We start from the raw sequence: 26,885 nt of genomic DNA on the forward strand, positions 1-26,885 counted from the left end.
GTCTACAATACAACGGTGTGCGATAAATCTCTGGGTATAAGATTGATATACATCAAGAAATGTACATTTTTAAAGTAAAACATCCTTAGTTGCTTGCAACATCATGAGATAACCCATATCTTTGCATCGTGTTTTTCATGGTATTAGATTTAAGGTTAACAAAGATTGGACTACAGCGGTAGTCCTTTTTTTTATTTATATCAATCGGTTTATATTGCTCATCAGGTCAGAGATTGTTGGCTTAACCTTATATTGAGGGGTGGACGGTCAGATGTCTTGTGTTTCTGTCTTTCCAACGTGTAATCCAAGATGATTTGTTTTTATCTATAACCAGCATTTGTTGAGCTCGTTAGGGTTTTTATTTCATTTTTCAATCTTGATGGGAGGATTTTTAACTAAAAAATAGACTAAAAACTTGCGTATTGATAAAAATACATTAAATTTGCGAAGTTTTAATAATTGTTGCCGCTTATAATTCAAAAGAGGTGGCAGCAGAGAAACACGGAATGGAGTGGGGGCACCATGAGTTCTCGATAGTTAACCTGACAACCTTTAAATTTAAACATTATGAATAACAAGCAGGAAAACGAAATGACTTTCGCTGAGAAGTTACAAAATGCACCGAATCGAATCAAGCGGATTGTCTGTACTCGTCAATTCTGGGTTGAATTAGTCATCATGACGGTGGGTATGTTTGTGGCAGCCATTGGTGTGTACTTTTTCTTGATTCCCAGTAAGCTCATTATAGGCTCTATTACGGGTTTATCCTTGGTACTCGCCAAGTTGCTGCCTTTTGTGTCTGTGGGTACGATGATATTTATTATTAATGCGATACTGCTTGTGCTTTCGTTTTTGCTCATCGGTAATGAGTTTGGTGCCAAGACCGTGTACACGGCGTTGATATTAGGACCCATGATTGACTTCATCGGTTCTTTCGTTCCTATACATGAATCTCTCTTCACCACCTACGTTGCTGGACAAGCCGTTGCTAATCCTTGGTTTGACCTTCTCTGCTTCGTTCTCATCCTGAGTGCGTCACAAAGTATCTTGTTCAGTATCAACGCTTCTACAGGTGGGTTGGATATTCTTGCAAAGATTTTCAACAAGTATCTACATATCAAGCTTGGTACTGCCGTGATGGTTGCAGGTGGTGCTATCTGTTGTACCGCTTTTGCTATTAATCCTGTTAATTTAGTAATCATTGGTTTAATTGGCACATGGCTCAATGGGTTGATTCTGAATCATTTTATGTCGGACATCAATTCTAAGACTCGTGTGTATATCATCTCCAAGGACTACCAGAAAATAGTGGATTTTGTCATTCATACCATTCGTCGTGGTGTGACTCTGCACGAGGTGATTGGCGGCTACTCGAATGAGAAGCAAATACAGTTGGAGATTGTGTTGACAAAAGAAGAATTTTCCACGTTGATTGATTTCATGAGTAAGGAAAGACTTAAAACATTTATTACTTCTGATACCGTGAGTGAAGTATATGGTCTGTGGAATAAGAAAGGACTGTTGCGTACGGGTAATTATTGACACAGTCATGTCTTTGTTGAAAAGAAGCATGATAGTTGCACGGAAATTATGAAGTATAATTGAAATCTACTATGAAATTAAAGATATATCTGCTTTTATTGACCTTCTATGGTATGGGACTTTATGCGCAAGAGTCCCGGCATGTAAATCTGTCTGTTGAAGCACGAGCCGACTACCAACGCGGATCGATTGATGGTGTGAAAAACAATGATAAAACAGGTTTTAAGGGAAATATTTTCAACATTCTCATCAATGGTAACATCTCCCCGAAGTTTTCTTTTAAGTATCGGCAACGGCTGAATGGCATTAACAGGGATTATACGTTCTTTGATGCTACCGACTGGCTCTTCCTTACTTATCACGCAAACCAAAATTGGACACTCTCTGGTGGTAAGTGGGCGGTGCTATGTGGACCGTGGGAGTTTGATCCAGCTCCTATCGATTGTTTTCAACTCTTTGAATTCTGTTACAACTTTCCCTGCTATGCGTGGGGAGTGTGGCTGGGTTATCAAACCACAAACCAAAAAGACCAATTCTTCTTGCAAATGGTGGAAAGCCCGTTCCAAAAGGTGTATAAACAAAATAGTGGCATATCTTCAGAGATGTATGCCTACAACCTGATATGGTATGGAAGCCATGGTATCTTGCACACCGATTGGTCGGTCAACTTCATGGAGTATGCGCCCGGGAAATTTATCAACTACCTTTCTTTTGGTAACCGTTTCGATGTGGCTGACAATCTGCAAATAGACGTGGATTACATGAACCGTGCCACCACAGGACAGACTTTCTTTTTCAAGGATTGCTCCATGACTGCTCGTGTTGATTACCAGCCTACGCCACAGGTTAACCTTTGGGCAAAGGCGAGTTACGACGTGAATCATGCAGGCGTAGACACCAATCCCAAGGCATCAGCTCCCTTGGATGAATCCAATCAAAAGACAGTCGAGCAAGCCCAGCCTCGCGCTGATCTGGCTTTATATGAAGGAACCGAAATCACACGCGTTGGTGCAGGATTAGAATACTATCCACTAAAAAATAAGAAAGTGCGTCTACATGCCAACTATAGTTATTGCTTTGGTAAGAATACCAATCCTGCCGGCTACCTGCAAGACAAACATTCCATACTTGACCTTGGTATTACTTGGCGAGTGGATGTCATCAAGTAACTGTAGGTTTATCTCATGAAAATATAAGAAAAGATTTCTTTATGGTTAATAATCTTGGCATTATGGAAGAAAAAGTTTAATTTTGCAAACAGAAAGTATGAGATAAATCGAAAAGCTGTAAATAGGCCTTTTGCGAATAGGATAGCAGTTCCTCGATTCATTTTTGTTTAATAATTATCAAGTTAATGCTTAAAAATTGTTTTCGTCATAAAGGTAAATCATTATTTTTCATCATCTGTGCAGGTTTCATGTTATCAACCACGCCCGTGGAAATGCGTGCAGCCTTTCATATTTGGCCATTCTCTAAAAAGAAGAAACCGGTAGAGAAACCCATTTCTACCTATAAACGTCTCACGGGTCGCGATTCGGTTGAGATGAAGGGTGTGTTTAATGTCATCAAGAAAGGTGATACCATTTATTACGAGATTCCTACCAAACTGATGGGACGCGAGTTCCTGGTGGTGAACCGATTGCAGCAGGTTCCCTCTGAATTGAACGAGTCGGGGGTGAACAAAGGCATCAACTATGAAAATCAGACCGTGCGGTTTGAATGGAACAAACGGCAAAAGCGGCTCATTGTTCGCCAACAACGCGTCACGCCCGAAGTGCCTGTGTATGCAGCTATGGCACGGTCGGTGAAGGACAATTACATCGACCCCATCATCGCCAGCTTGAAGATTGAGGCTGTACCAAGCGACTCTTCCACGCTTATCGTGAAGGTGAACGACCTGTACAACGGCAAGGAGAACTGCTTGAACGACGTGTTCAACAACATCAATCTGGGCACCAGCCCCACCACAGACTTGTCGCGCATACTCGATGTCAAGGCTTTTAAGAACAATGTGACAGCCACATCAGAGTTAACAACCACGGTTCACGAGGGCAACAGCAAGGTAAACGTCACGGTAGTGGTAAGTTCTTCGCTCTCTCTCTTGCCCCAATATCCCATGCAAGGGCGTGAGGAAGATGCCCGTGTGGGCTTCTTTACCACGTCAAACCTTCGTTACGACGATTATCAGCACAAAGTAGAGCATAAGCACTATGTGACGCGTTGGCGGCTTGTTCCTTCCGATACCGCCGCCTATATGCGCGGCGAACTGGTAGAACCAGTTCAACCTATTGTGTTTTATATCGACCAGGCAGTACCCAAACACTTGCGCCCTTATATAAAGAAAGGTATGACCGACTGGAACAAAGCTTTCGAACGGGCCGGCTTCAAGGATGCGGTGCAGGTGTTCGACTATACAGATAGTTTGGCTCAGGTGGGCGACGACATGGGCTATTCGGTGCTGACTTATGACGCATCAACCAAGGCCAACGCCATGGGGCCATCGGTTATCGACCCCAGGACAGGTGAGATTTTAGAGGCAGACATCATCTGGTGGCACAACGTGCAGTCGCTCATCAGCGAATGGATTATGGTGCAAACGGGTGCGCAGAACCCCGAAGCACGCTCCTTGCGACTGCCTGAAGCGCTCATTGGCGACGCGGTGCGCTTCGTAGCGTGCCACGAGGTGGGCCACTCTTTGGGTCTTCGTCATAACATGATTGCGTCTAACGCTTATCCTACCGATTCCCTTCGGTCGGCAAGTTTTACCGCGCGAATGGGTGGAACGTCGGCATCCATCATGGACTATGCTCGCTTTAACTATGTAGCCCAGCCGGGTGATGGGGTGAAAGTGATGTCACCCAATATCGGTCCTTACGACCTCATGGCCATCGAGTGGGCCTATCGCTGGTATCCAAAGGGAACCAATGAGAAGAAAAAGCTGGACGATTTTTTGAAAAGACATACGGGCAAGTTGTACAAATATATGGAGGCGCAGTCGCAACGAACAGCCATCGACCCTCGTGCATTGAGCGAAGATTTGGGTGATGATGCTGTGAAATCGGCTCGGTATGGCATTGCCAACCTCAAGCGCATCATGCCTAACATCGTCAAGTGGACTACTACTGGCGAACCGGGGCAGGACTATGATGAGGCTTCCAACCTTTATTCGGCGGTGATTTACCAGTGGAGTCTGTACCTGTATCATGTCATGGCCAATGTGGGAGGTATGTATTTGGAGAACCTCACGGTTGGTGACGGACAGACATCGTTCCACTTTGTCGAGAAAAACAAGCAGCGTGAGGCTCTGCAGTTCTTGCTGGATGAGGTGCTGACCCATCCCAAATGGCTGTTTGACACCCCGCTTTCCAAGCTTACTTACATACAGCGTAAGACGCCATTAGGTGTTGAAGAGCAGCAACCCAACTACATGTTGAAAAATCAACAGAACTATATTCTGTGGGATTTGCTGAACAATGAGCGCATCATCCGCATGTATGAAAACGAATATGAAAATGGTAAGGCGGCCTTCACCGCAGCCACTTTCATGGATATGTTGCATCGCCACATCTTCAAGTCTACGCTTTCGGGAAAGTCACCCGACTTGTTGGAGCGCAATCTTCAGAAGAGTTTTATTGACGCTTTGATTACTGCGGCTGCTGAAAATGAAGGGGTGAAGATTAACAAAAAACTGTATGAAGACGACATGTTCGCAGATGCTCAGTGGTATTTGGCCTGCGAGCGTGACAATTATTTGAGCAGTAAGTCAAGAAATATCTTGCTTACCAATGGACAGGTGAGCCGCAACAGTGATGCCTTGAGCCTAAAGCGTGGCGAGATGATTCGTGTGATGAAGCTGTTGAAGACGCGTTTGAGTGGTGCCAACTTGGCGGCACGCCTCCATTACGAGGACATGATTTTGCGCATACAGACAGCCTTGGGCTTGACAAAATAAGAATAATAAAACTATCAAGATGAAGAAAATCTATACAATACTCCTTCTTATGCTATGCGCCTTGCAAGGCTTTGCACAAGAAAGAATTATCACCGGAACCGTGACGGACGGTGATATCAAGGACGAACCGCTTATTGGAGCCACCATCGGCAAGGGTAGTGGCAAGGTGAGTAGCGGTACTATTACCGACTATGAAGGTAAGTTTAAGTTGCCTGTTGATAAGTCAACAAAGGAGATAACCGTTAGTTATATTGGCTACACCACGCAAACCATTAAGTTAAAGGCGGGTGTTAACCATTATGAAATCGTGTTGATGCCCGACGCACATTCTATCAACGAAGTAGTTGTGACGGGCTACCAGCGCATTGACAGGCGTAAGCTGACGGCGGCAGTCACTACCGTTGACATCTCCGACAAGGCTGTGGGAGCGGTGAAGAACATCGACCAAGCCTTGGCGGGACAGATAGCCGGACTGTCTACGGTGAGCAGTTCGGGCGCACCGGGCGCACCAGTGAAGATTCGAATTCGTGGTACCGCCTCCATCAATGGCACGCAAGAGCCGCTGTGGGTGTTGGATGGTATACCTTTGGAAGGTACGGATATCCCGTCTATGGAGAACCTGAACGACATCGACGACATGTATCAAACGTCCATTGCAGGTATCAATCCATCAGATATTGAAAACATCACGGTGCTGAAAGACGCTGCCGCAACGGCCATTTATGGTGCCAGAGCAGCCAATGGCGTAATCGTGATTACCACTAAAAAGGGTAAAGAAGGGCGTCCAGTGATTAACTTTTCTGCCAAATATACTTATAGTCCGAAGTTGAATATCGACCGTCTGAATCTGTTGAATGCTGACGAAAAGGTGGATTTGGAGCTGGGATTATTGGGCTCCGGTTATACTTTCCGTGAGAACAAGGGCGAAGTAGCCAACATACTGAAAACGCTCAACGAGTCAGAAGCATATAAGAAAGGTGGTTGGAATGCGTTGTCACCATCGGCACAAACGCAGATTAACGCACTTAGAAGCATCAACACCGACTGGAATGACATTTTGTTGCGCAGCGCGTTCAATCAAGAATACAACGCCAGTGTGGCGGGTGGTAGCGACCGTGCCAAGTACTATACCTCGGTAGGCTATTATGATGAGCAGGGAAATGTGAAGGGGGTTGATAACAAGCGCTTTAACATGACGTTGAAAACCGACTATCGCATCAACAAAATCTTGAAGCTGGGCGCATCCGTGTATGCCAATCAGCGCAAGCAAAGTAGTTATCTCACAGACACGAACGGATTCACCAATCCTGTGTATTACTCGCGGTTGACCAACCCATATTTCCAGCCTTTCATTGATGGAAAATATAACTATGACACCAATGTGCAGGGAAAAGAGACCTCATCGCTGAATTTCAATATCTTTGAAGAACGGGAAAATACTTCGCACGAGCGTACCGACCGATCGATGATGGCTATCTTTGACGCTGAATTGCAGTTCACCAAAGACCTGAAACTCACCTCTCAATTTGGTTTGCAGTATGACAATTACTCATTAGAGAAGTACGCCGGAGAGAACAGTTATGCCATGAGAAAGGAAAAACTCTATACGGTTTACGATTTCAAGGATGGCAAACGGTCGTACTTACCCGAGGGAGGAACCCATAAAACCACCAGTTATAACAGCCTGCAATGGACCTGGAAAGCTATGCTCGAATATGCGCGTAGATTCAATAAGATACACGATGTGGAGCTTTTGGCAGGCTCGGAAGTGCGACATATCGATTCGGAATCAATTTATTCAGCAGCCTATGGGTACGATGCCCGTACCCTGACCACTCATCCAGTCATCTTCCCAAGCGAGGTTTCGGCCGAGAGTTTGCCGCTTCATCGCGAGAACCAGGCAGAGAATGCGTATGTGTCATGGTTCGCAACTGGTTCGTACACGCTGCTTTATCGCTATACGTTGGGCGGAAGTGTGCGCTTCGATGGCTCGGATGTGTTCGGCGTTGCCAAGAAATATCGTTATCTGCCGTTGTACTCTGTCAGTGCGTTGTGGCGTGTGCATCAGGAGAAATTCCTGAAAAATGCCAAATGGTTGAACAATTTTGCACTGCGTGCATCGTATGGAATACAAGGTAACATCGACAAAAACACATCGCCGTACCTCATCGGTTTGTATGACAAAACATCGATATTGCCTGGAAAGGGTGAACAAATGATTAAGGCAGAGACCGCTCCTAACCCTGACTTGCGTTGGGAAAAGACCAAGAATGTGAACCTTGGAACAGACATCGCCGTGTTGAATAACGCACTGACGTTGTCGGTAGACTATTACTATCGACGCAGTAGTGACCTCATTGGCATGCGTATGTTGCCCTTGGAAACAGGTTTTGCAGCTACCACCATCAACTGGGCAAGCATGGAAAACCGAGGATGGGAGATTGCGTTGGGCTCGCGAAACATCTACACCAAAGACTTTCATTGGACCACCAACCTGAACTTGGGCTTCAATACTAATAAGATATTGAATGAGAGTGTGGCTGAAAACTCCACCTACCCAGGGCGCGAAGGCTATCCCGTAGGTGCCATCTTCGCCTACAAAACAGCCGGATTGGATGCCGAAGGTTATCCAGTGTTCGTTGGTGCAGCAGGTGAAAAGCTCACGGCTGAGGAATTTTTTAAATTGAATAAGGCGGGAGCAAGCACGCTTTCGGCAGAAAAGCAACGCAACCTTTACACTTACATGGGCACGACAGACCCGAAGGTATCGGGTGGATTCATCAACCATTTTGAATACAAAGATTGGCAATTGGGCGTGAACTTCATCTTTAATTTAGGCATGAAAGTTCGGGTACAGCCCACTTATTCGCCTACAAACTATGACAGAGGCTTGAACACCAATCGTGACATATTAAACCGATGGACAGCCAATCACACCAACACCACGTTCCCTCGTTTGATGGTGAGTGGCTATCGTGTTCCGGAATATGTTCAATATTCGGAGTATAACACCTACAGCATGCTGGATACTTGGGTGCGAAACAACAGCTACATGCGCCTGCAAAGCGTACGGTTGGGTTACAAATTGCCGAAAACATGGGTGAACCGCGTGGGCATTACCAATGCATCTTTATCGGTGGAAGCGCGCAACTTGTTTGTCGTGGCAAGCAACTACACCAACTATTTGGATCCTGAAACGATGGGAAATCTATTTGCTCAGCCTATTCCAAAGAGCGTAATCTTTGGCTTGAACTTGAATTTTTAAAATAGAATGATGATGAAGAAGCTTCAAATATTTATATTATGCGTGGGGCTGTCCGCACTGATGACAAGTTGTGACAGCTTTCTTGACATCACGCCAACGGGCAAAGTGATTGCCAAGACGGGCGAGGAATACCGCGCCATGCTTACCTACGAATACTCTACCTTCCCCGAAGATAGGGGACTGATGACACTCAGAAGCGACGAGATGGAATTGAGTCCTGTTGTTACAGATCCCAATGACTATGACACCTATTTTGATATATGGCGATGGAATGATAACGCTCCTTCGCCTACCACAACCTCACCAAACTGGCGTCGCTATTGGCATGTTATCTACATCGCCAACTATCTTATCGAACACCAAAACGAAATCACCGGATACAGCCAAGCTGAAGTGCGCCAATTAGTAGGCGAATCGTATATGCTTCGGGCGTATTGTCATTTCCTGTTGGCCAACATGTTCTCACAACCTTATACCAAGGTCAATCCCGAGACAACGCGTGGTGTTCCCGTTTTGTTGGAGGCAGACGTCAACGCCATCCCTCGTTGCAGCAGTTTGAAAGCAGTTTACGACCAGGTTTTGGCTGATATTGCTGAGGCGCAAAAGTATCTTAACGTGGAGAAGTGGGACGAAGGTCAAACCTATCGCTTCAATGTTATTTCGGCACAAGCACTGAAAGCGCGCGTCTGTTTGTACAAAGGCGACTGGCAGGGGGCGCTCACTGCGGCTCAAGAGGTTATCAAGCGGCATGGCGAGCTGCAGGACTTGAACGCGTCTAACGGCTTGTTGCCCGATCATTACAAGTCGGTTGAATCGATAGTGGCGCTCGAGCAGGTGATGACCAATAGCTATAAAAAAGCCGGAAAACCATCCCAGCAGTTCATAGCAGTCTTTAAAAAAGGCGATCAGCGTAAGACAAAATACCTGGAGCGTAAGGGTTCGCAGACGTATTTGTTGCGCAAAGGGGGCAGCAATGAATATCGTTGCTCGTTCAGGTCGGCTGAAACGTACTTGATAGCGGCTGAAGCAGCGGCGCAATTAAACAAGTTGACTGAAGCCAAAGCGTATCTTACTCAGCTAATGAGCAAGCGGTACAAACCCTCTGTCATTGCTACTTACACAGCCGAAGTTCAGGAAATGAACCAACAAGACTTGCTTACTGAGATTTATCTTGAACGTTTTCGTGAACTTTGTTTTGAGGGCTTCCGTTGGGACGACTTGCGAAGAACCACGCAACCAGCACTGACCAAAACCTATAAGGACCAAACATTTGAGTTGAAAGAGCATGATGCTCGTTACACACTCCGATTCCCTGCCGAGGCTGTGGCAGCCAATCCAAATTTGGAGGCGTGGACAAAATGATGATTCTTCAGAGCTGTTTTTAATGAAATAGACAACCCCTTATTGAGGTACATGAACTGTCTTTGAGCGGGAGTTGCGCTATTTTAAAATAATATTCATGATTTAAATATTTAGCGTATGAAAAAGATTTTACTAGTAATCGTGGCTGTTGTGGCAAACATAACAGTACAGGCACAGGTGTTCAACCAGGCTGCAAAGTGGTCAAAATCACTGACACCTGTCACGGAAGCAAAGAAATTAGGTGGCACCAGAACCGCTGTCGCTGCTGATGGTAGTGTTTTCACTACAGGTACCTATAACCAAGACCTCAACTTTGGCAGCTCTTTGTTAGAGCCAGATGGACTGACACCGGCTTATTTGGCAAAATATAGTGCCGACGGCAAGGAACTTTGGGCCGTTGGAATGGTGGGTAACTCGCTGATTCACGAGATTACCACCGATGCGGATGGCAATGTATATCTGCTCGGAACATTGGCAGAAAAAGTTAAATTTGAATCTGTTGACGGTAACACAAAAACCGTTGAAGGTATGAAAATAGAAGGAAACTTTACGCCTAATCGTCGTGCTGCCTTCGTTGCCAAATACGACAAGGACGGAAACCTCAAGGTGGTACGCACCATTGAGGCAACCCCCGATGCAGAATTAATGGCTTCGGGAATCTATTCTAACAAAGATGTAAAGGTTATTCCTTCTCAGTTAGCTGTTGTGGGCAGTAAGGTTTATCTTTCTTGTCGCTATTTGGGTGATGTGAAGTTTGATAATGTTTCTTGGAAAGGCTGTTATACTGGTTTTCCAGGGGTATTCATGCAAGATAATGCGAGTTTTGGTTTGCTAACCTTAGATGCAGCAGATTTGAAGAATGCTACGTCTGTAGCTACTATTGGGGCTATGGAAAAGCAATCTGAAACACAGTCGTTAGTAGCTGATTTTGCTTTCACCGTGAGTGGTGACTGTGTTTATATTTCAGCCATAGGCGATGGCAAATTAGTTTTGGAAACAGCCAAGGGCGTAGATAAGTTTGAGATGAAGAATGACGAAGGTAATTTGGCTCGAGCTTTTATCTTGGCTTCTATCCAAGGTTCTCAAGTGTTTGTAAAGGATTATCACACTCCAACAGAGGCGACGGTGGCACCTAACTACAGTATTTCTGGTATGAAAGTGTCGGACGGAAAACTGTATATGTGTGGAACAGTAGAAGGACATAATCCACTGGTGGCAACTTGTCCAGAGGTGGTAGGGACAGCAGTGTTTGCAGCACAGCTTAATGTCAATGACCTTTCTGTAAATTGGTGTACTACCGATAGCTACGATGAAGGGGAAGAAAATGCCTATACGCAGCAGGTATCGTGTATGGTAGAGAATAAGGGAGAACTTTTGTTGGCAACTTTTGTCGAACAGAAGAGCGACCGAAAGGTTGTAAATTATCTCAACTATTGGTTTACGGCAGATGGAAAGATTAAACCAGCTGCTAACGATGCAGTGGCTTCTATGGCTACCAATAACAATGTAGTAGCAGTTGTAACAAAAGCGGACAAGACTACTACGGTTTCTATTTATCCTAAGAATGTGGTTACTGGTGTCCAGTCAATAGTTGCAAATCCCTCTGGGCCTACTTATGTCTACAATCTTCGTGGGCAATATGTGGGAAGAACATGCCAAGGCTTACCAGCAGGTGTTTACATGGTGAAAACAGGTAAGCAGGTTCAAAAGGTGGTTGTGAAGTGATAGCACTTTCATAGAATACTCCTTCAGCGGTTGGTGTACAGCTCGTTTTGATGTACACTGATTGCATGAGACAGGAACGGGAAACAGGCTATTTTGTGCTGTAAAACAGATTGTTTTGGTGCACAAAATAGCCTGTTTTGTTTTGATAGCTACCATGAATAGAACGATGAAAGATTGTTAATACCCGAATTTGCGCATTTGCTAATCCCTGAAAAGCATTACCTTTGTAGAGATATTTACTTTTGATAACTTACAGCATTGATTGAATGTTGAGAAGACTCACTACACTTTTAGCTGTAAATATTTTACCAAGTAATGAATAATTTGAAGTTATATTATCTCGAAAAGGAACAACAACTGGCGGCTGCCATTAGACAACTCAAAAGGAAAAACAAATGGTTTGTTGCTGGAGAAATATTTACCTTTGTAGTATTTTTAGGATTTTTGGTAGGGTACACCATTATAGATTGGGGCAATGTTTTGCTGATACTGTCCTTCGTATCGTTGAGTGTATATGCACTGGTGCGTTATTATGATGTGAAAAACGAGCGAACGATTCATCATCAAGAGGCACTTCGCAAGGTCTATACGCAAGAACTACAATATCTCTCAGGCGACTTTTCGTGCTTCGATGATGGGGAACGGTACATGGATGCACACCATCCGTTTACGTTCGATTTGGATGTATTTGGGAAAGACTCGTTGTTTCAGCGCATCAACCGCACGGGGACCACGGGCGGTAGCGACTGGTTGGCGGCTCAACTGTCGTCGGTTGCCAATCGGTCTGCACGTGCCGATGCTGTTGACGAGTTGGCTGTAATGGAACCTTGGCGATCCACTTTCATGGCGTTAGGTGCTGACGGGAGGATTGATTCTGCCTTGATACGGCAGGCACTGCAAGAGATAAAGTCGTTGCAGATACCCACTTTTGCAGCAAAGCGATGGACTTTCGTGCTGGCGTGGCTGCTCATTATCGGACTGTTTGCAGCTGTCGTGGCATCCGTGGCAGGCTTGGTGAGTGCCCAACTGCCCTTATGGTGGGGCATCTTGCATTTCTTCAGCGTGTTTTTTGTTTGTTCGGGTGCTTGCAGAGTCATTAGTAAGGTGGTTGACAAGTTGCATGCACAGTTGCAGGTCTATGTACAGTTGATACGGCAGGTGAGTGAGACAACGACCTTTACCACGCCACAAAACGCTTCGATTGTCAGTGTGTTGCAAGGAGCAAGACAGTCGTTCGACCAGCTGAATGACATTCTGAACGGTTTGGACAGGCGTGGCAATATCCTTGGACTCTTTCTGATGGATGCGTTGTTCTTGAGCGATTATTTCTTGGTGCGTCGTTTCCTGCGGTGGCAACGGCAGTATTTAGGTCAAGTACCTGTGTGGATAGATGCCATTAGCGAGATGGATGGACTGGTGAGTATGGCCACTTTTCGTTACAACGAGCCACAAGCGGGTAGGGCAGAAGTGGCGGCGAGCGAGGAAATGGTGTACGAGGCAGTGGGACTGTACCACCCCTTTTTGGGTGCAAAGGCGGTGCGCAACGATTTTACCTTGCAGCATCGTCACTATTATATCATTACGGGAGCCAACATGGCAGGTAAGAGTACTTTCCTTCGGGCATTGGGCATCAACTACATCTTGGCCATGAACGGCATGCCTGTGTTTGCCACATCGCTGCGTGTGTCGGCATATAGCCTGTTCAGTAGCATGCGCACCACCGATGACTTGGCGCATGGTATCTCTTATTTCAACGCCGAGTTGCTGCGTTTGAAACAACTTCTTGCAGCGTGTCAGCACAATGCACAAACGCTGATTATCCTGGATGAGATATTGAAGGGAACCAACTCGGCCGACAAGCTCAATGGTTCGCGCCTGTTTTTACAAGCGGTGTCGGCATTGCCAGTGACGGGTGTCATTGCCACACACGATTTGGAATTGTCGAAAATGGAGGGAGAACGGTTTCACAACTATTGCTTCGAGATTGCGTTGGGACAGGATGTAACCTACTCATACAAAATCACTCCCGGTGTCGCCCGCAATCAAAATGCCACCTTCTTGTTAAGGGGTATATTAGAAACATTAAATGATGTGTAGGGACGTGGTAACTGTTCGGTGGTGGCAATAAACTGCCTTGTCTCTGTCTTTTATTTCATGCGAAACATCCCTTAAAAGCCTTTGAAAAGACAGTATGATTTTGTGTGTTTTCAATTGCATTGACTTTGAATGGCAAAGTCATGTGAATTGGATGCCAATGTCAATCACTTTGGGTGCCAATGTCATACACATTGGTTTTCAGGATGGATGCGCTCGCACGCCTGTCGATGGTTTGCCTAAACTGCATGTCTGCAAAGTTGGCAAGGTGTTGTACGTCTAAAAAAATGGATTGATAAAATGCCGTGACACATTTTCAATCTTCTGTATTTGTGTTTTTCTGTAACACGAGGTGTGTGCTAAGGTAAATTTGATGAAATAAAAAAATCCCCACCTCCAGTATGTATAGAATAACCTTTGTTTTATGATGCGCGGAATTTGTTGTCTTCCTGCACGTTTTTCTTAGGTACATCTTTAAAATACATTCTATGGGTGGGGATAATTTTGTGTTACTTAACTAAAACTTTCTTGCCGTTGATGATATAAACGCCATGTTGCAATGTGCTGACTGTTTGTGCATCAGCATGGTTCATATATCTCTTGCCAGTAATGTCGTACACGCCAACTTTTGCCTGGGCTGCCTTGACGCCGCGAATGCCGGTAGTAATGTGGCTTGCTGCATTTTTCCAGCCGTCTGCGTTTTTGTATCTCTCCACGCTTCCTGCTGGCACTTCCAATACAAAATCTTCATCAGAGCCTTCGAAAATATTTATCCAAGTAACAGGATCTGTATTCTTCTCTAATGTGATTAAATTGTATCCGCCAACTATTGTCTTGGGAGGCTCTACTGCACTACATACGGCTTTCTTCACACCACAGGAAGAAAAAGTACCCTCGTCATCACCTTCGAGGGTTTTGAGTGTCTTTGGCAAGTACACCTCTTCACAGTGAGCATTCTGAGCAAAAGCTGCCGAGCCAATTGTTTCTACTTGTGTTTGTGAAAGATCTACCTTCTTAAGATTGCAGCTGTAGAATGCGTGTTCATGCACTTCCTTCAAACTTTTCGGGAAAGTAACAGTCTCCAAAGCGCTACATTTTTCAAAGGCACTCTCCTCAATTAAAGAGATGTTATTTGGTAATGTTATGGACTTGAGCGATGTACAACTTTTGAAACATTGTTTCCTAAGCGTCGTCAGTGTCTTTGGTAATTTTACTTCCGTAAGATTTTCACAATCCCAGAAGATGTATTCGCCAAGGGTTGTCACCCCTTCTTCCACCACTATTTTTTTGATCGAGTTACGGTCTAATGATTGGTTGTCTGTTCCCCACGCATACCCAGAGTTACCCTCTGCGTGTTCCATCTCTCCAGTTCCGCTAATGGTAAGTGTGCCATCGGCAAACGACCATTGCAAATTATCACCAATAGTCCCATTGTTGCCTGCCAGTGCACCCATGCAAACGAACAGGCTCATTGTTAACATGTAAATTTTTCTCATACTATAAAAACATTAAATTAAACATATTTAGGTAAAACCTATTTCATGATGTTTAGTAAGAGAAGGCAGGCATTTATAATGCCCATGCCTTCTTATTTCGTAGGTACAACTACTTTCTTGACCTCAAAGTCAACCGATGAGTTGTTTGTATCGGATAATCTTTTTCCATTGAAACGTCGGGTAAGCATCTTGCCCGCACCGACTTCTAACTTGTCGTCAGCTTTGTCGTACACGCCATTCCAACCTTTGTCCAGTGTACCCGATATAGGGAAACTTTTTTCAGTAGTAACTCCTTTGAACCTTACGTTTACAGCATCTACGACCCATTGGTTCGGTAAGAACATGAGAATTTGTGAATGTGAGTGATGTCCACTCTCGTTCCACATGACATAGCGTCCATACTTTGCTGTCGGCTCTTCAATTTCTTTTAGCAACGCTTCATTTACCTTGGCATTGTTCATGTTCTCTTTTATCTTCTCGATAGGTTCTGCCAAACGTATCAGCGCAATGGTGAAGTTACGCTCAAATCCGAAAGGTACATACTCATCGTCGTCTTCATCCCATACTCCGACTTTCGATTTGTCCTCTTTCATTCTTTTTTCCTGCTCTTTGTCGTTTTCCTTGCAATAGAGGAACGTCATGTGTGGAACGTTTTCGTTACCATTCTGTCCCCATTCAAAGTCGGCCTTGGAAAGGTCGATAAGCTTTTCGATACCTTTGTATTTGGTTGGATCCTCTCCATACTCTGTCAAGTACTTCTTGTATCCCTCCGCATGGTTGATGGCTCTCATGGCAATAACGATGGTTTTGCCTGCCTTTACGGTGTATGGCTTTCCGCTTTTATCCTTGGGGAAGCCAATCATGTTGGAAACGCCGAAGCCTTTCTGCCTGTAATCGCAATTAGGCTTTTCAAAGTTGATCTTGTCAACGGCGTTGTACTGACATAGAGCCAGAGCCATGTTCTCAAGGCTTATGTCATGGTCGGTAGGGTTGTAGACGGAAATAAACTTGTCGTCCGTTTCTTCAGATTTGTTGCCGTAGGGTGTCTCCACGAAGTCTCCAGCATAGTAAATGTCCTTGATAATCAAGTCTGCGCTTTCTGTTTCAGCGGTATTTTTCTTTTCTTCAGGTTGTCCGTCGCGCGTGCAGTTTGCGAATAGTGCAATTGTTGCCAATGCGCATAGCATCATCTTTTTCATTTGTTAGTTTTTCTTTTTATCAGTTATTGTTATTTAGTTATTCTTGTATGCCTCAACTCTTATTTCTTCTTGGTACGTGCATTGATGGAGTTAATCTTCCAGTATGCGGTCATGTCTAACGGTTTGCCCTTGCTGTCACGTCTGCACAGTGATGGTACGCCTTTCGTGTAGTTCAGTGCAGAACTCATCTCGGCTACAAATCCCTTTCCATTGCTTCGGCGGATTAGCGCACCTTGTAATTGCGAGGGATCGAATGACGGATTAGAAAAGTCATTAATTCCAAATATCCGCTTGCAGACACTTGCTGTTCCTCTGTCGTACCACCATACTTTTTCTTTCTTTTCTTCTGTTCCTTCCATTACAGCGTGTCCTGTCGCATCATATACTGTTACAGAACTTGGACCTGTCAGCAAGTCCATTTTCTTCTCTGTCGAAGGACAAATAGTAAGGAAGTCGACAACCCAATTGTAATTCAGCTCAATAGCATTGACGCCAGCCATGCCAGTTGTGTTATATATCATGTGGTAGTATGCCGTTGGGTATTTTCTGTTCTTTTCCAGCTCTCTTTTCTTCAAGGGATCTGTCTCGTCATTAATTTGGTCCTGCTCGGTTCCGTACAAGTCATATAGTCGATACCAATTGTTGCGTGAACGTGGCGATTCGTCAGGATAAAATCCGTTTTTGTCTTTTTCATGAGGCTTGGAAGCATCGCCATCAGGCAATTTCACCAAAGCCATGCGCATACTCTGGCTTGGTCCCTTAAATGGAAGTCCATCCCACAAAACAAGGTCACGCATGTTTGGAATATCCTTGTTGTCAAATTTGTCGTCAGGGTCATACATTCCGTTTTTCGGTTTATATTGGTTGCACAATTCAAAGGTTTTGTCCTTTGGAAGTTTACTATAGTCGGGCAAAGCCTCCCAGCCACAGTAATCTTTCTTTGCCTGCTCTTCTGTGGTCTCATTCTCGGCTAGGAATTTCTTCTTGTGATCACACGCATACTTCACTACGATGACACTATCACCAGGCTGTATGATATGTGGCTTTTTTGTCACAGGGTCGTTGGGGAAGTACGACATTCCTCCAATGCCATAGTATCGCTTTGTGAAATCTCCATTACCGTCTTTTTGGAATGAATATTGTATACTTGGGTCGACAACATGATAAGCAAGTGCCATATTAGCAAGCGATATCGGTTGATTGGTAGGATTGTATATCACCAGATAGTTGGCATCTTCGTATCTTTCATATTGGCTTTTGAAGCCCAAGGAAGACAAATCCCTGTAAGTGCAGTAACCAATGTAAAAAACTTCTTTGAAAATGAGGTGATCCACTGTTGAATTAGCATCTGTTCTGTCAGGCATGTCTCCATTTCTCTGGCATGCAGTGAATAGAGATGATAAAGCCATGAATGCTAATATCAAGGTATAATTTATTTTTTTCATATCCTTGTTTTGTTTATTTGTTCTGATAATTTTTGTTGTTGATAATAATTGTATGAATTAGAGGAACCAGTTACCAAATGCGCCAAAGCCATGCGTCTTAACATTTTGGCTTGCTTCGTATGCTTGTTTTCCTGTTAATCCAATCTCTCTACCTAAGTAAAAATAATATGGTTCTGAAGGAGAAACATTTGTAGGATCTGAGTCGAACCTGTTGCAATACACCTTAATAGGTATGTTGAAGCGTATAAGCTCTTTCCATTCAGGAACCTCGAGGGTTGTATTCTTCGATTGCCAGAAAGGATTATAGAAAGGTGCGCAGGCTTTTTCGCTTTTCATCCAGTCCCAATATCCAGCATAGTCAAGTTCCTTGTTGACAATGGTGGCCTTAGGAATATATGCCTTCCTTCCCTTTTGACATTTCATAACTCTTACGGAAAGATAGAAGTAGGGCAAAATATATGAAGGACGGCTATATACTACCGACTCATCTGAAAAACCTTTTACCTTAAAGGGCCATGTGTCATTTTTTTCTACATACCCATATCGTCCGTCTATTTCAGGTCTAAAGTTAGATGAAGGCTCGTTAGCCTCATAATAAAAGTTGATATGTCCTTTTAGTCCTACACAGTCCTTGTCATAAGAAACGCATGAATTAGCATCGGTGGCATCAAGGGGTGGCAGCAACCTAATGTTGTAAAACTCGCGCATTCCGTCAGCCATGGCATTCTGATGCCATGTGTCACGGTAGGCATATTCAAACAAATTCTTGGTTGCATTTTGTCTACGCATGAAGATATCGTGACCTAAAGTTTCGTCCTTATCTACTCCTTCGAAATAAGGTGATACGACAGGATGATCGTCTACTTTGCCATCTTTCCCATTTTTGTCAACTTCCCATGTACCTCTACAGTCTTCAATCTTGTATGGGTTACCCTTATCGTCAACATCGCTGATAGTAAAGAATATTTGATACTCATCAGAGTGCTTGTATATCTCATCGTTAAGCAACTTTCCATCTTTATCCAAGAAGTACAGGCATATACCCCAAAGGTTTTTATCTCCACCTATAAGACGAATGTAAGGTTGCTGGGGAGTAGGTTTGCCTAACTTCTTTTCAAAAACAGTTTGAATACTCTTTTCCCACTCCACCTTTACAGTAGGAAACTTTTGTGAGTTATTTTCTACTATGACAAATTCTTCTTGTCTCCATGGCGCTGCAGGGTAAACATAATTGCCATGAAATTTTTCATCTCCGTGTGAGTGTCCTTCTTTAAACATGACTAAGCAACGAGCCCAGTTGTTGAATGCGCCATCTTGGTCGGGGTTACTCATGGCATCACCAAAGGGAGCTTTTTTCTTCAAGCTGTCAACCATGGCATCCGCACCACTGTGTGGCACCTCTTTGTGTTCAAGTGGGTTTTCGTTGTAATTGATGTTCATGTTTCCAAAGATGAAATCATCACATGATGTACATAGCATCAATATAAGAACGAAACAAAAACTATATTTTTTCATTTTATTATTTTATTGTAAATGTCTTGATTAGAAAGTCCAGTATAATTGGCACTTTGCTAAATACTCTCACTCCTTTTAACCGTGTATGTAAATTTTCCTTAGTTAGGAGAACGTGTCAGCCATCTGAGGAATGATGATGCGCAAATGCCTTCCATTTAGCTGAAGTCTACATGACGAATATATTCTTGCGATTTCTGGACAGCAAATATTGAGGATTGAAGAAATAATTCTTGATTTCATTAGGATCCATGTGAGGATAGAACTTTTTGAAATCTTCCACGAACTTCTCGTCTCCATCTTTCATGTCCGCAATGACACGGAATGTTAAAGGAATATCAATGTCGTGATTACTCCATTCTGATTTTATTTCATTAAAATTATAAAGTCCTCTACCTTCTCCATTACCGAATGTTGGAATTTCAGAACAAGTCTTTGAGTCGGCATCTGGATTATCATTTCCATATTTGGGCCAAATAGCATTCTTTGATTTATCCATTTGCGATACGATGTTGCACAGACTTATTTGCATCGCAAATTCGGTGTTGGCTTGGCTAAACTGCAATACACCCTTGAATCCCATTCTGTCCAAATTGTTTGGACCCTTACCTATTCTCCGGCATTGATGCAGCAATTCCACGAAGTCACCTTGTCTTTGTCTCAGTGCATTTGTGCCATCGTCAACTACGCCACCGTCACCGCTGCCCTCTTGGTATTCATATCCTAATTGTTTTTCAAATGGGTCGGTATCTCGGTATTGGTATGTAAACAACTTGTTGGCAAGTTCTGCTGCATGTGGCATGGTGAGTGTTTGAAAGAATTTATAGCCATTTTCAGTCCATGTGGCTTGATCTCTTTTCAGCGTAGGGAATATATTTATCGCTTTGTCTATCAGAGTGCTGTCATACGGCATGATTTCTGATTTGTTTCCACTTTCAGGTGCAAGCAGTGCATTGGTAGTGGTGATGTCGCAGGTCTTTAACTTGTCGCCCTCCATTTCAAAAGTAAGCTCTGGATAATAGGTGGATTTCTCATCCAGCGTGTGTGGATAAAAACCCTGCTTACTGTTCTTGGATATGGTTTTACCGTCTATAGTGTAACTGTGTTCCAATACTTCGTTGCCAATGGTAAAGAAGTGTTGGTGCTGTACCAGCGTGGAGTTATCGAGGTCTGGGTCTCCATTTTTCTTGTAATAGAACTGTATGAACTCACCATTTATTTGTTGGTGATTGGCTCCATAATATGTAAGCTCAAGTCCGTAATAAACGTCATCTGACGCAACTACATCAAAATGGTCGCGCTGACTTGTAATTTGCATTTGTCCATTGTCGCCCTTGCTTATCTCAATTTGTTGCATGAGCGGATAGTCTGTCGGTTTATCCGTGTTCACGCTTATCATGTTGTACGAGTCTTGTTCGTAGGTGTTGTCTATGCTGTTGTCGGCACCAAAGTTTCCAACCTTTATGTTACCGCCCTTGAACCCCATTCTAAGTACGGCGCTCACTGCATATATCTGCGAGTGGCCCTTGCCGTTGTACTCGATGGAAGCGGGTGGGGCTTTTACTATCGTTTTCAGGAAATCATCAACATCATTGGTAGAACAAGCGGCAAGCATGCAGCTACATCCTAACGCCAAAACTGTTGAACGTATCATTTTATATGTCTTATGCTGTAACTTCATTTTCTTAAAATTTAATGATTGTGCGCAAAGAGTAGTTCATGCCACGTTCGTGCGCGTAATATCTAAAGCGGTCTGTGTATTCCTTATATAATGTGTTGAGGATGTTGTCGCCTACCAACATCAACTTTATTTCCCTGTTGCCAGGTAGCTTAAATGTAACATCAGCCGATGCTCCAAGCAAGAAATAAGGGTCTGGCGATACGGGCACCAAATCTTTATTAGGGTCGAAACGGGTTTGCTTTGTAACATAATTGCCTGATAGAGAGAAAGAAGCAAGAGTCTTTTTCTGATTACCAAAAGCCATATCATAGTTTGCAGACAAGCCGTACTTATCTGAAGGCATAAATGGTAACCAGTCGTTGCGAGTAAGGTTACGAGCAAAAATCCATTCACCCTTAGCCACAACGCTTAAGCCTTTAACAGGCTTTACTGTAGCCTCTATATCGCCACCATACAACCTAACATCGTCTTGGTCGTACATAAACTTGGCATACTTTCCGCTCGGACTGTTATGAAATCTATCTACACCATAACCTATATGGTCGTATATATAACTGTTGATGTGTTGGTAGAACATGCTTGGCTCTATGGATACCCATGTGTTGCGATATCTTGCACCTAAGATGGACTTCCAGCCACGTTCACTCTTCAGGTTTCTATTGCCCACCACCCAGTAAGAACCTTCCTGCAGACCAATGGCATAAAGCTCATTAATATCTGGTGGACGCCACGACCAACCGATGTTCGCACGCATGTCCCAGTTGTCGTTAAACTGATAGTGAGTGGCAAAGCTCGAGGTGAAATTGCTGTAAACCTTGAAGTCATCGTAATAGTCGTACTTGTTCAATGTCGTGTAACCGCTCACGCTCATTACTCTAAAGTCGTAACGCAAGCCCAATTCGCATTGCAATTTTTCAAAGAAAGTAGCTTTTTGCAACAGGAAACCACCCATAGTGAGAGCCGCAAAGTTTGGTACAAAGGCTGGATTCTTAGTACCTGGGAAGTTGTAGTTTATTTGGTATGTATTTGCTATACCTGCAAAGGTAGACATTTTGTAAGGCTTCCATGAAGCACGATATGACAAGTCGCCCTTGTATGTTTTCAATATAAGGTCTTGCATCGGGATGACGCTCCACTCCTTTTTCATACGGTTCTCGTACTCCTGTCGCAAGTTTTCTTGAAACGACAAGGTCAAATCCAGCGATTGCTTTGGGTTGATGCGATATTTCACCTCGCCCTTCAGCGTGAAGTGTTGTGATTGCTGGAAGGGTATACCAATTTCATAACTGAATGGTTGCAATGACGACTCTGTTGGCCGGCCAATGCGGAAACGTTCTTGCAATTGCGTCAAGTCGGATATTTGGCTGCCAAAATAGATACCAGAGCGTTGGTAGAACAAACTTGTAAGCACTGTTGCCGTGATGCGCTTGTTCTCAAAACCACCCATAGCAGACATGCTGATGTTGTTGTACCCCGTGTTGTTCATGATGTATTCGGGTGTATGGTAATCACCACCACGGGTATAATTACCGTGTAGACGCATACCGAAATTCTTCCAACCGGCCTCAATGCTTCCCGAACCGCTTATCCCTCGGGCATTGGTGTCATAGCCGATGTTGGTAACTCCTTTCACGATAGGTTTGTTATGTCCATAGGGTAGGGGCGCATCATTGAGCAATACCACACCTCCCATGGCGCCAAAACCGTAACGGATACATTCAGCACCCTTTACAACCTCTACCATGCTGGCACCTGTATAGTCAATTTCTGGTGCATGATCGTTACCCCAACTCTGACTCTCCAATTTCACACCGTTGTTCATCAATAGGATACGGCTGCTGTGCATACCTTGAATAACAGGTTTAGCCACCGTACTACCAGCACTGATAGAGCTCACACCAGGAATGGACTCCAACATTTTTGCCAACGAGGTGGCACCACCTTTTTCAAGTATACTTTGATCCAGAGTCTTGGCTTGCTGCATGATGTCGGTGTGTCTCTTTTTAGATGTCACCGTTACACCGCCCAGCATTTGCGCATCTTCCTTCAGCTTTACTGGGATGATACCTGCGCGGGGGGATATGTTGGCTGTATAATTCTTATACCCCACCGATGTTACGGTAATCTTGATTTTCTTGGTTTGGTCTTTTACCGTCATGACGCAGTTGCCCGATGCATCAGTCACATATATCTTGGCGTCATCGGCTTTCACCACGGCACCAGGTATAGGGTCGCCTGTCACCGCATCTGTTATCCTGAGTGTCAGGTTTCCATTCTCGGATTTGTCAGCCACCTTCTCCATGTTGTCGTGTGCAATTGCAGGTGCCGCAACCAAACTTAATAGTGGCAGCAGCGCCATGCAGCCTTTCAGGAGAGTGTACCGCATCTGTCCGTTCTTTTGTGTACGTTGGATGTTTCTTAACATTTTCACTAACTTGATGTAAAAAAAAATAACTAATGTTTATTTTGGAGTGCAAAGGTACGGAAACTTTTTCTACTGTTAAAAAATATGGCATACCCAGAAGTAGGCATTTTTCCAATCGTTTTTACAATACTCATACCTATTTATTATGTCTGATCGACAGAAACTTGCATGTAGGTTTGTATGGCAAAATAACGCTCTATTTTTCCTCCTTGTTACACGCACGGCACTGATTCTTGTGCGAAAACAAGGTGACTTTGTCTGAAAATCATTATCTTTGTCGTCAACAGGTGTTTGTCTACTTGCCACCACATCAAGCGGAATGGGCGTGGTGCAGATACCTATATATATACTGTTAAGTAGAAAACGACATGAAACCAAACGACCACAAACTAACCGACAAGCGTTACACCATACCCTTTGTCCTGATTACCTCCCTGTTCTTTCTCTGGGGATTTGCCCGTGCCATCTTGGATGTGCTTAACAAGCATTTCCAGAATATGCTTGACATATCCATCACACAGTCGGCTTGGATACAGGTCACCACCTATCTGGGTTACTTCCTCATGGCCATCCCTGCCGGTATTTTCATCAACCGCAAAGGCTATAGGCGGGGCGTAGTTTTCGGTCTGTTGTTGTTTGGCATTGGTGCGTTGCTGTTCATTCCTGGGGCGCAGATAGGCGAATTTTATGTTTATCTGGTCGCTCTGTTTGTCATTGGGTGCGGACTGGTGTTCCTGGAAACGGCAGCCAATCCGTATGTAACGGAGCTGGGACCGAACGAAACGTCAACGAGCAGGCTCAATCTGTCACAGAGTTTTAACGGTTTGGGAAGCCTCTTCGCCACCTTGGTGGTTGGTCAGTTCCTGTTCAACGGCTCAGAAACGGGCGGCAACGTGGTGGTTCCCTACACCATTCTCGGTGCTTTGGTCCTGGCTATTGCCGTGGTATTCGCACGCGTAGACCTGCCTGAAATACAGCATCAGCAAACGGTTGAAGATCAGGCGCAGGGCAACAATTATTCAAAGTTGTGGCGGCACAAGCTGTTTGTTTTCGGACTGTTTGCCCTGTTGGCCTACGAAGTGGCCGAAATCTCCATCAATAGTTATTTCATCAACTTTGTGACGGGACAGGGATGGATGACCGATAACCTGGCTTCTGTGGTGCTCACGGGGGCACTGGCGTTCTTCATGGTGGGCCGCTTCTTGGGCAGTTGGGTCATGCGTCGCATCGTGGCCGAACGCCTGTTGCTCTATTGTGCCGCTGGCAGCGTGTTGTGTATCACTGTTGTGCTATTGAACCTCGGCGTTATCTCCATGGTGGCCTTGGTGTGTAACTATCTTTTTGAGGCCATCATGTTCCCTACCATCTTTGCTTTGGCGTTGTCGGGATTGGGCAATCTTACCAAGAGTGCCTCGTCGTTGTTGATGATGACTCCTATCGGTGGTTGCGGATTTTTACTGATGGGCTATGTGGCAGATACTGTCAATATGGTCATTCCGTTTGTCATTCCATGGATAGGTTATGCCGTTGTGCTGGCTTATGCGTGGCAGTTGATGAGGAAGCGAAAAGGAGAGTTGGCATGATTTTTCTGACAACTCGTTATTGATGCAAAGATCTGAAAATCAGCTTTTTAGGTTGGTGTGAGTAGATGAGGATGTAAACTCAATGCCTTTCACATCCAATCTCAATGGGTTTGGCGGGCAATCTCAATGGGTTTGGAACTCAATCTCAATGGGTTTGCAAAGTAATAACCAGACACTATTTTATCATGTGATACCAGCGTGGCGGACGTGAATCATCATGTTCCGCCACACAAGCACACAATTTGTGAGTTCATCAACCAAAAAAAGCGGGTATCAAGCTCACGCTGATCCCGCTTTCCTTATTCAATTCGTAAGATATACTGTCAATGGTTCTGGTGTCGTTTCATCATTTTTGCATAGATGATGCCATGTCCCAAAGCAGCGATATCTTTTATTTCATTTAATTCATCAAATAGACGATTAGTCTAATTGTGCCAACTTATTGTTAGATCCCAATACGTTTACAATCTTATGTGTGTAAAGTTCTGTCATCAAATCGCGAGCTGGACCGCAGTATTTGCGTGGGTCAAACTCTCCTGGTTTCTCGTTGAACACCTTGCGAACGGCAGCGGTGAAAGCCAAACGAGAGTCAGAGTCGATGTTGATCTTGCAAACAGCACTCTTCGCAGCCTTGCGCAATTGTTCTTCAGGAATACCAACTGCATCAGGCAACTTGCCGCCATTCTCGTTGATAATCTTCACATACTCCTGTGGAACAGAAGATGATCCGTGGAGAACGATAGGGAATCCAGGAAGCTTCACCATGATTTCGTCCAAGATATCGAATGCCAAGGGTGGCGGAACCAACAGACCTGTCTTCGGGTCGCGTGTGCACTGCTCTGGTGTAAACTTGTATGCACCGTGCGATGTACCGATAGAAATAGCCAACGAGTCAACGCCCGTACGCTTTACGAAATCGATAACTTCTTCTGGTTTTGTATAATGAGACTTCTCGGCTACAACGTCGTCTTCAACGCCAGCCAATACACCAAGTTCACCTTCTACGGTAACATCAAATTGATGTGCGTAGTCAACAACCTTCTTTGTCAAGGCGATATTCTCTTCATAGGGGAGTGAAGATCCGTCGATCATGACAGAAGAGAAGCCGTAATCGATACAGCTCTTGCATGTTTCAAACGAGTCACCGTGATCCAAGTGCAGTGCAATTTCAGGATGCTTGCAGCCCAACTCTTTCGCATACTCTACGGCACCTTGTGCCATGTAGCGAAGCAATGTTTGGTTAGCATAAGCACGAGCACCTTTTGAAACCTGCAAGATAACAGGTGACTTTTCTTTTGAAGAAGCCGTGATGATGGCTTGCAACTGCTCCATGTTGTTGAAGTTGAATGCTGGGATGGCATAACCGCCATTGATGGCTCTCTTAAACATCTCGCGTGTGTTTACGAGACCTAATGATTTGTAATCTACCATATTATTAAAATATTTAAAGTGAGTTTCCAATAACTTTGGGAATCAATGCAAAGTTAGTATTTTAATTTGGCATGACAAAGTGATGCAACATTTTTTTATGAATGAAGTCCTGTGCATAATCTTTCTGTCTAAAAATAGCCATCTTTGCCTGCCTAATTGTCAATTGTACATGT

The 26,885-nt window shown here is 44.3% G+C and carries 15 protein-coding genes; 8 read left to right on the top strand and 7 right to left on the bottom strand.

Going from position 1 to position 26,885, the window contains the following annotated elements; translation table 11 throughout:
* Positions 1–567 precede the first annotated feature (567 nt).
* The 7 genes from HMPREF1254_RS07360 to HMPREF1254_RS07390 all read left to right on the top strand — a co-directional run bounded on the left by HMPREF1254_RS07360 (position 568) and on the right by HMPREF1254_RS07390 (position 13,943).
* The gene (locus tag HMPREF1254_RS07360; RefSeq protein ID WP_023058023.1) at positions 568–1,542 is read left to right on the top strand and encodes a YitT family protein; all 975 of its coding nucleotides are present in this window, start codon (positions 568–570) and stop codon (positions 1,540–1,542) included.
* Between the two features lie 71 nt (positions 1,543–1,613).
* Entirely contained in the window at positions 1,614–2,711 is a 1,098-nt protein-coding gene (locus HMPREF1254_RS07365; protein WP_023058015.1) for a porin, read from the top strand.
* 248 nt (positions 2,712–2,959) lie between these two features.
* The gene (locus HMPREF1254_RS07370) at positions 2,960–5,494 is read left to right on the top strand and encodes a zinc-dependent metalloprotease (RefSeq protein WP_231385831.1); all 2,535 of its coding nucleotides are present in this window, start codon (positions 2,960–2,962) and stop codon (positions 5,492–5,494) included.
* 19 nt (positions 5,495–5,513) lie between these two features.
* A complete protein-coding gene (locus tag HMPREF1254_RS07375; RefSeq protein WP_023057989.1) occupies positions 5,514–8,759 on the top strand; it encodes a SusC/RagA family TonB-linked outer membrane protein in 3,246 nt (1,081 codons plus the stop codon).
* A gap of 12 nt (positions 8,760–8,771) precedes the next feature.
* On the top strand, positions 8,772–10,121 hold the full coding sequence (locus HMPREF1254_RS07380) for a RagB/SusD family nutrient uptake outer membrane protein (RefSeq protein ID WP_036874243.1): 1,350 nt from the start codon (positions 8,772–8,774) through the stop codon (positions 10,119–10,121).
* Between the two features lie 117 nt (positions 10,122–10,238).
* Positions 10,239–11,846, top strand: a complete 1,608-nt coding sequence (locus HMPREF1254_RS07385; protein WP_023058096.1) for a hypothetical protein — start codon at positions 10,239–10,241, stop codon at positions 11,844–11,846.
* Positions 11,847–12,161: 315 nt separating this feature from the next.
* Positions 12,162–13,943, top strand: a complete 1,782-nt coding sequence (locus HMPREF1254_RS07390; protein WP_023058098.1) for a MutS-related protein — start codon at positions 12,162–12,164, stop codon at positions 13,941–13,943.
* A gap of 506 nt (positions 13,944–14,449) precedes the next feature.
* On the opposite strand, the gene HMPREF1254_RS07400 is transcribed toward HMPREF1254_RS07390, so the two are convergent.
* From HMPREF1254_RS07400 to HMPREF1254_RS07425, 6 genes are all read right to left on the bottom strand, one after another.
* Positions 14,450–15,436, bottom strand: coding sequence for a leucine-rich repeat domain-containing protein (locus HMPREF1254_RS07400; protein WP_036874090.1), 987 nt, complete (start codon positions 15,434–15,436; stop codon positions 14,450–14,452).
* Positions 15,437–15,528: 92 nt separating this feature from the next.
* On the bottom strand, positions 15,529–16,635 hold the full coding sequence (locus HMPREF1254_RS07405; RefSeq protein WP_036874088.1) for a DUF4876 domain-containing protein: 1,107 nt from the start codon (positions 16,633–16,635) through the stop codon (positions 15,529–15,531).
* Positions 16,636–16,694: 59 nt separating this feature from the next.
* Positions 16,695–18,080, bottom strand: a complete 1,386-nt coding sequence (locus HMPREF1254_RS07410) for a hypothetical protein (RefSeq protein ID WP_023058104.1) — start codon at positions 18,078–18,080, stop codon at positions 16,695–16,697.
* A 57-nt stretch (positions 18,081–18,137) separates the two neighbouring features.
* Positions 18,138–19,595, bottom strand: coding sequence for a hypothetical protein (locus HMPREF1254_RS07415; protein WP_023058024.1), 1,458 nt, complete (start codon positions 19,593–19,595; stop codon positions 18,138–18,140).
* 166 nt (positions 19,596–19,761) lie between these two features.
* Positions 19,762–21,207, bottom strand: coding sequence for a hypothetical protein (locus tag HMPREF1254_RS07420; RefSeq protein WP_036878250.1), 1,446 nt, complete (start codon positions 21,205–21,207; stop codon positions 19,762–19,764).
* Positions 21,208–21,277: 70 nt separating this feature from the next.
* Positions 21,278–23,698, bottom strand: a complete 2,421-nt coding sequence (locus HMPREF1254_RS07425) for a TonB-dependent receptor (RefSeq protein ID WP_023058074.1) — start codon at positions 23,696–23,698, stop codon at positions 21,278–21,280.
* Positions 23,699–24,066: 368 nt separating this feature from the next.
* Here HMPREF1254_RS07425 and HMPREF1254_RS07430 point away from each other — a divergent pair, with 368 nt between their 5' ends.
* Positions 24,067–25,281, top strand: a complete 1,215-nt coding sequence (locus tag HMPREF1254_RS07430; RefSeq protein WP_023058103.1) for a sugar MFS transporter — start codon at positions 24,067–24,069, stop codon at positions 25,279–25,281.
* A 420-nt stretch (positions 25,282–25,701) separates the two neighbouring features.
* On the opposite strand, the gene HMPREF1254_RS07435 is transcribed toward HMPREF1254_RS07430, so the two are convergent.
* Positions 25,702–26,712: a class II fructose-bisphosphate aldolase gene (locus tag HMPREF1254_RS07435; RefSeq protein ID WP_036878248.1), complete on the bottom strand. Its 1,011-nt coding sequence runs from the start codon at positions 26,710–26,712 to the stop codon at positions 25,702–25,704.
* Between the last annotated feature and the right edge of the window lie 173 nt (positions 26,713–26,885).

It is taken from the genome of Prevotella sp. BV3P1 (assembly GCF_000479005.1).
Lineage (GTDB): Bacteria > Bacteroidota > Bacteroidia > Bacteroidales > Bacteroidaceae > Prevotella.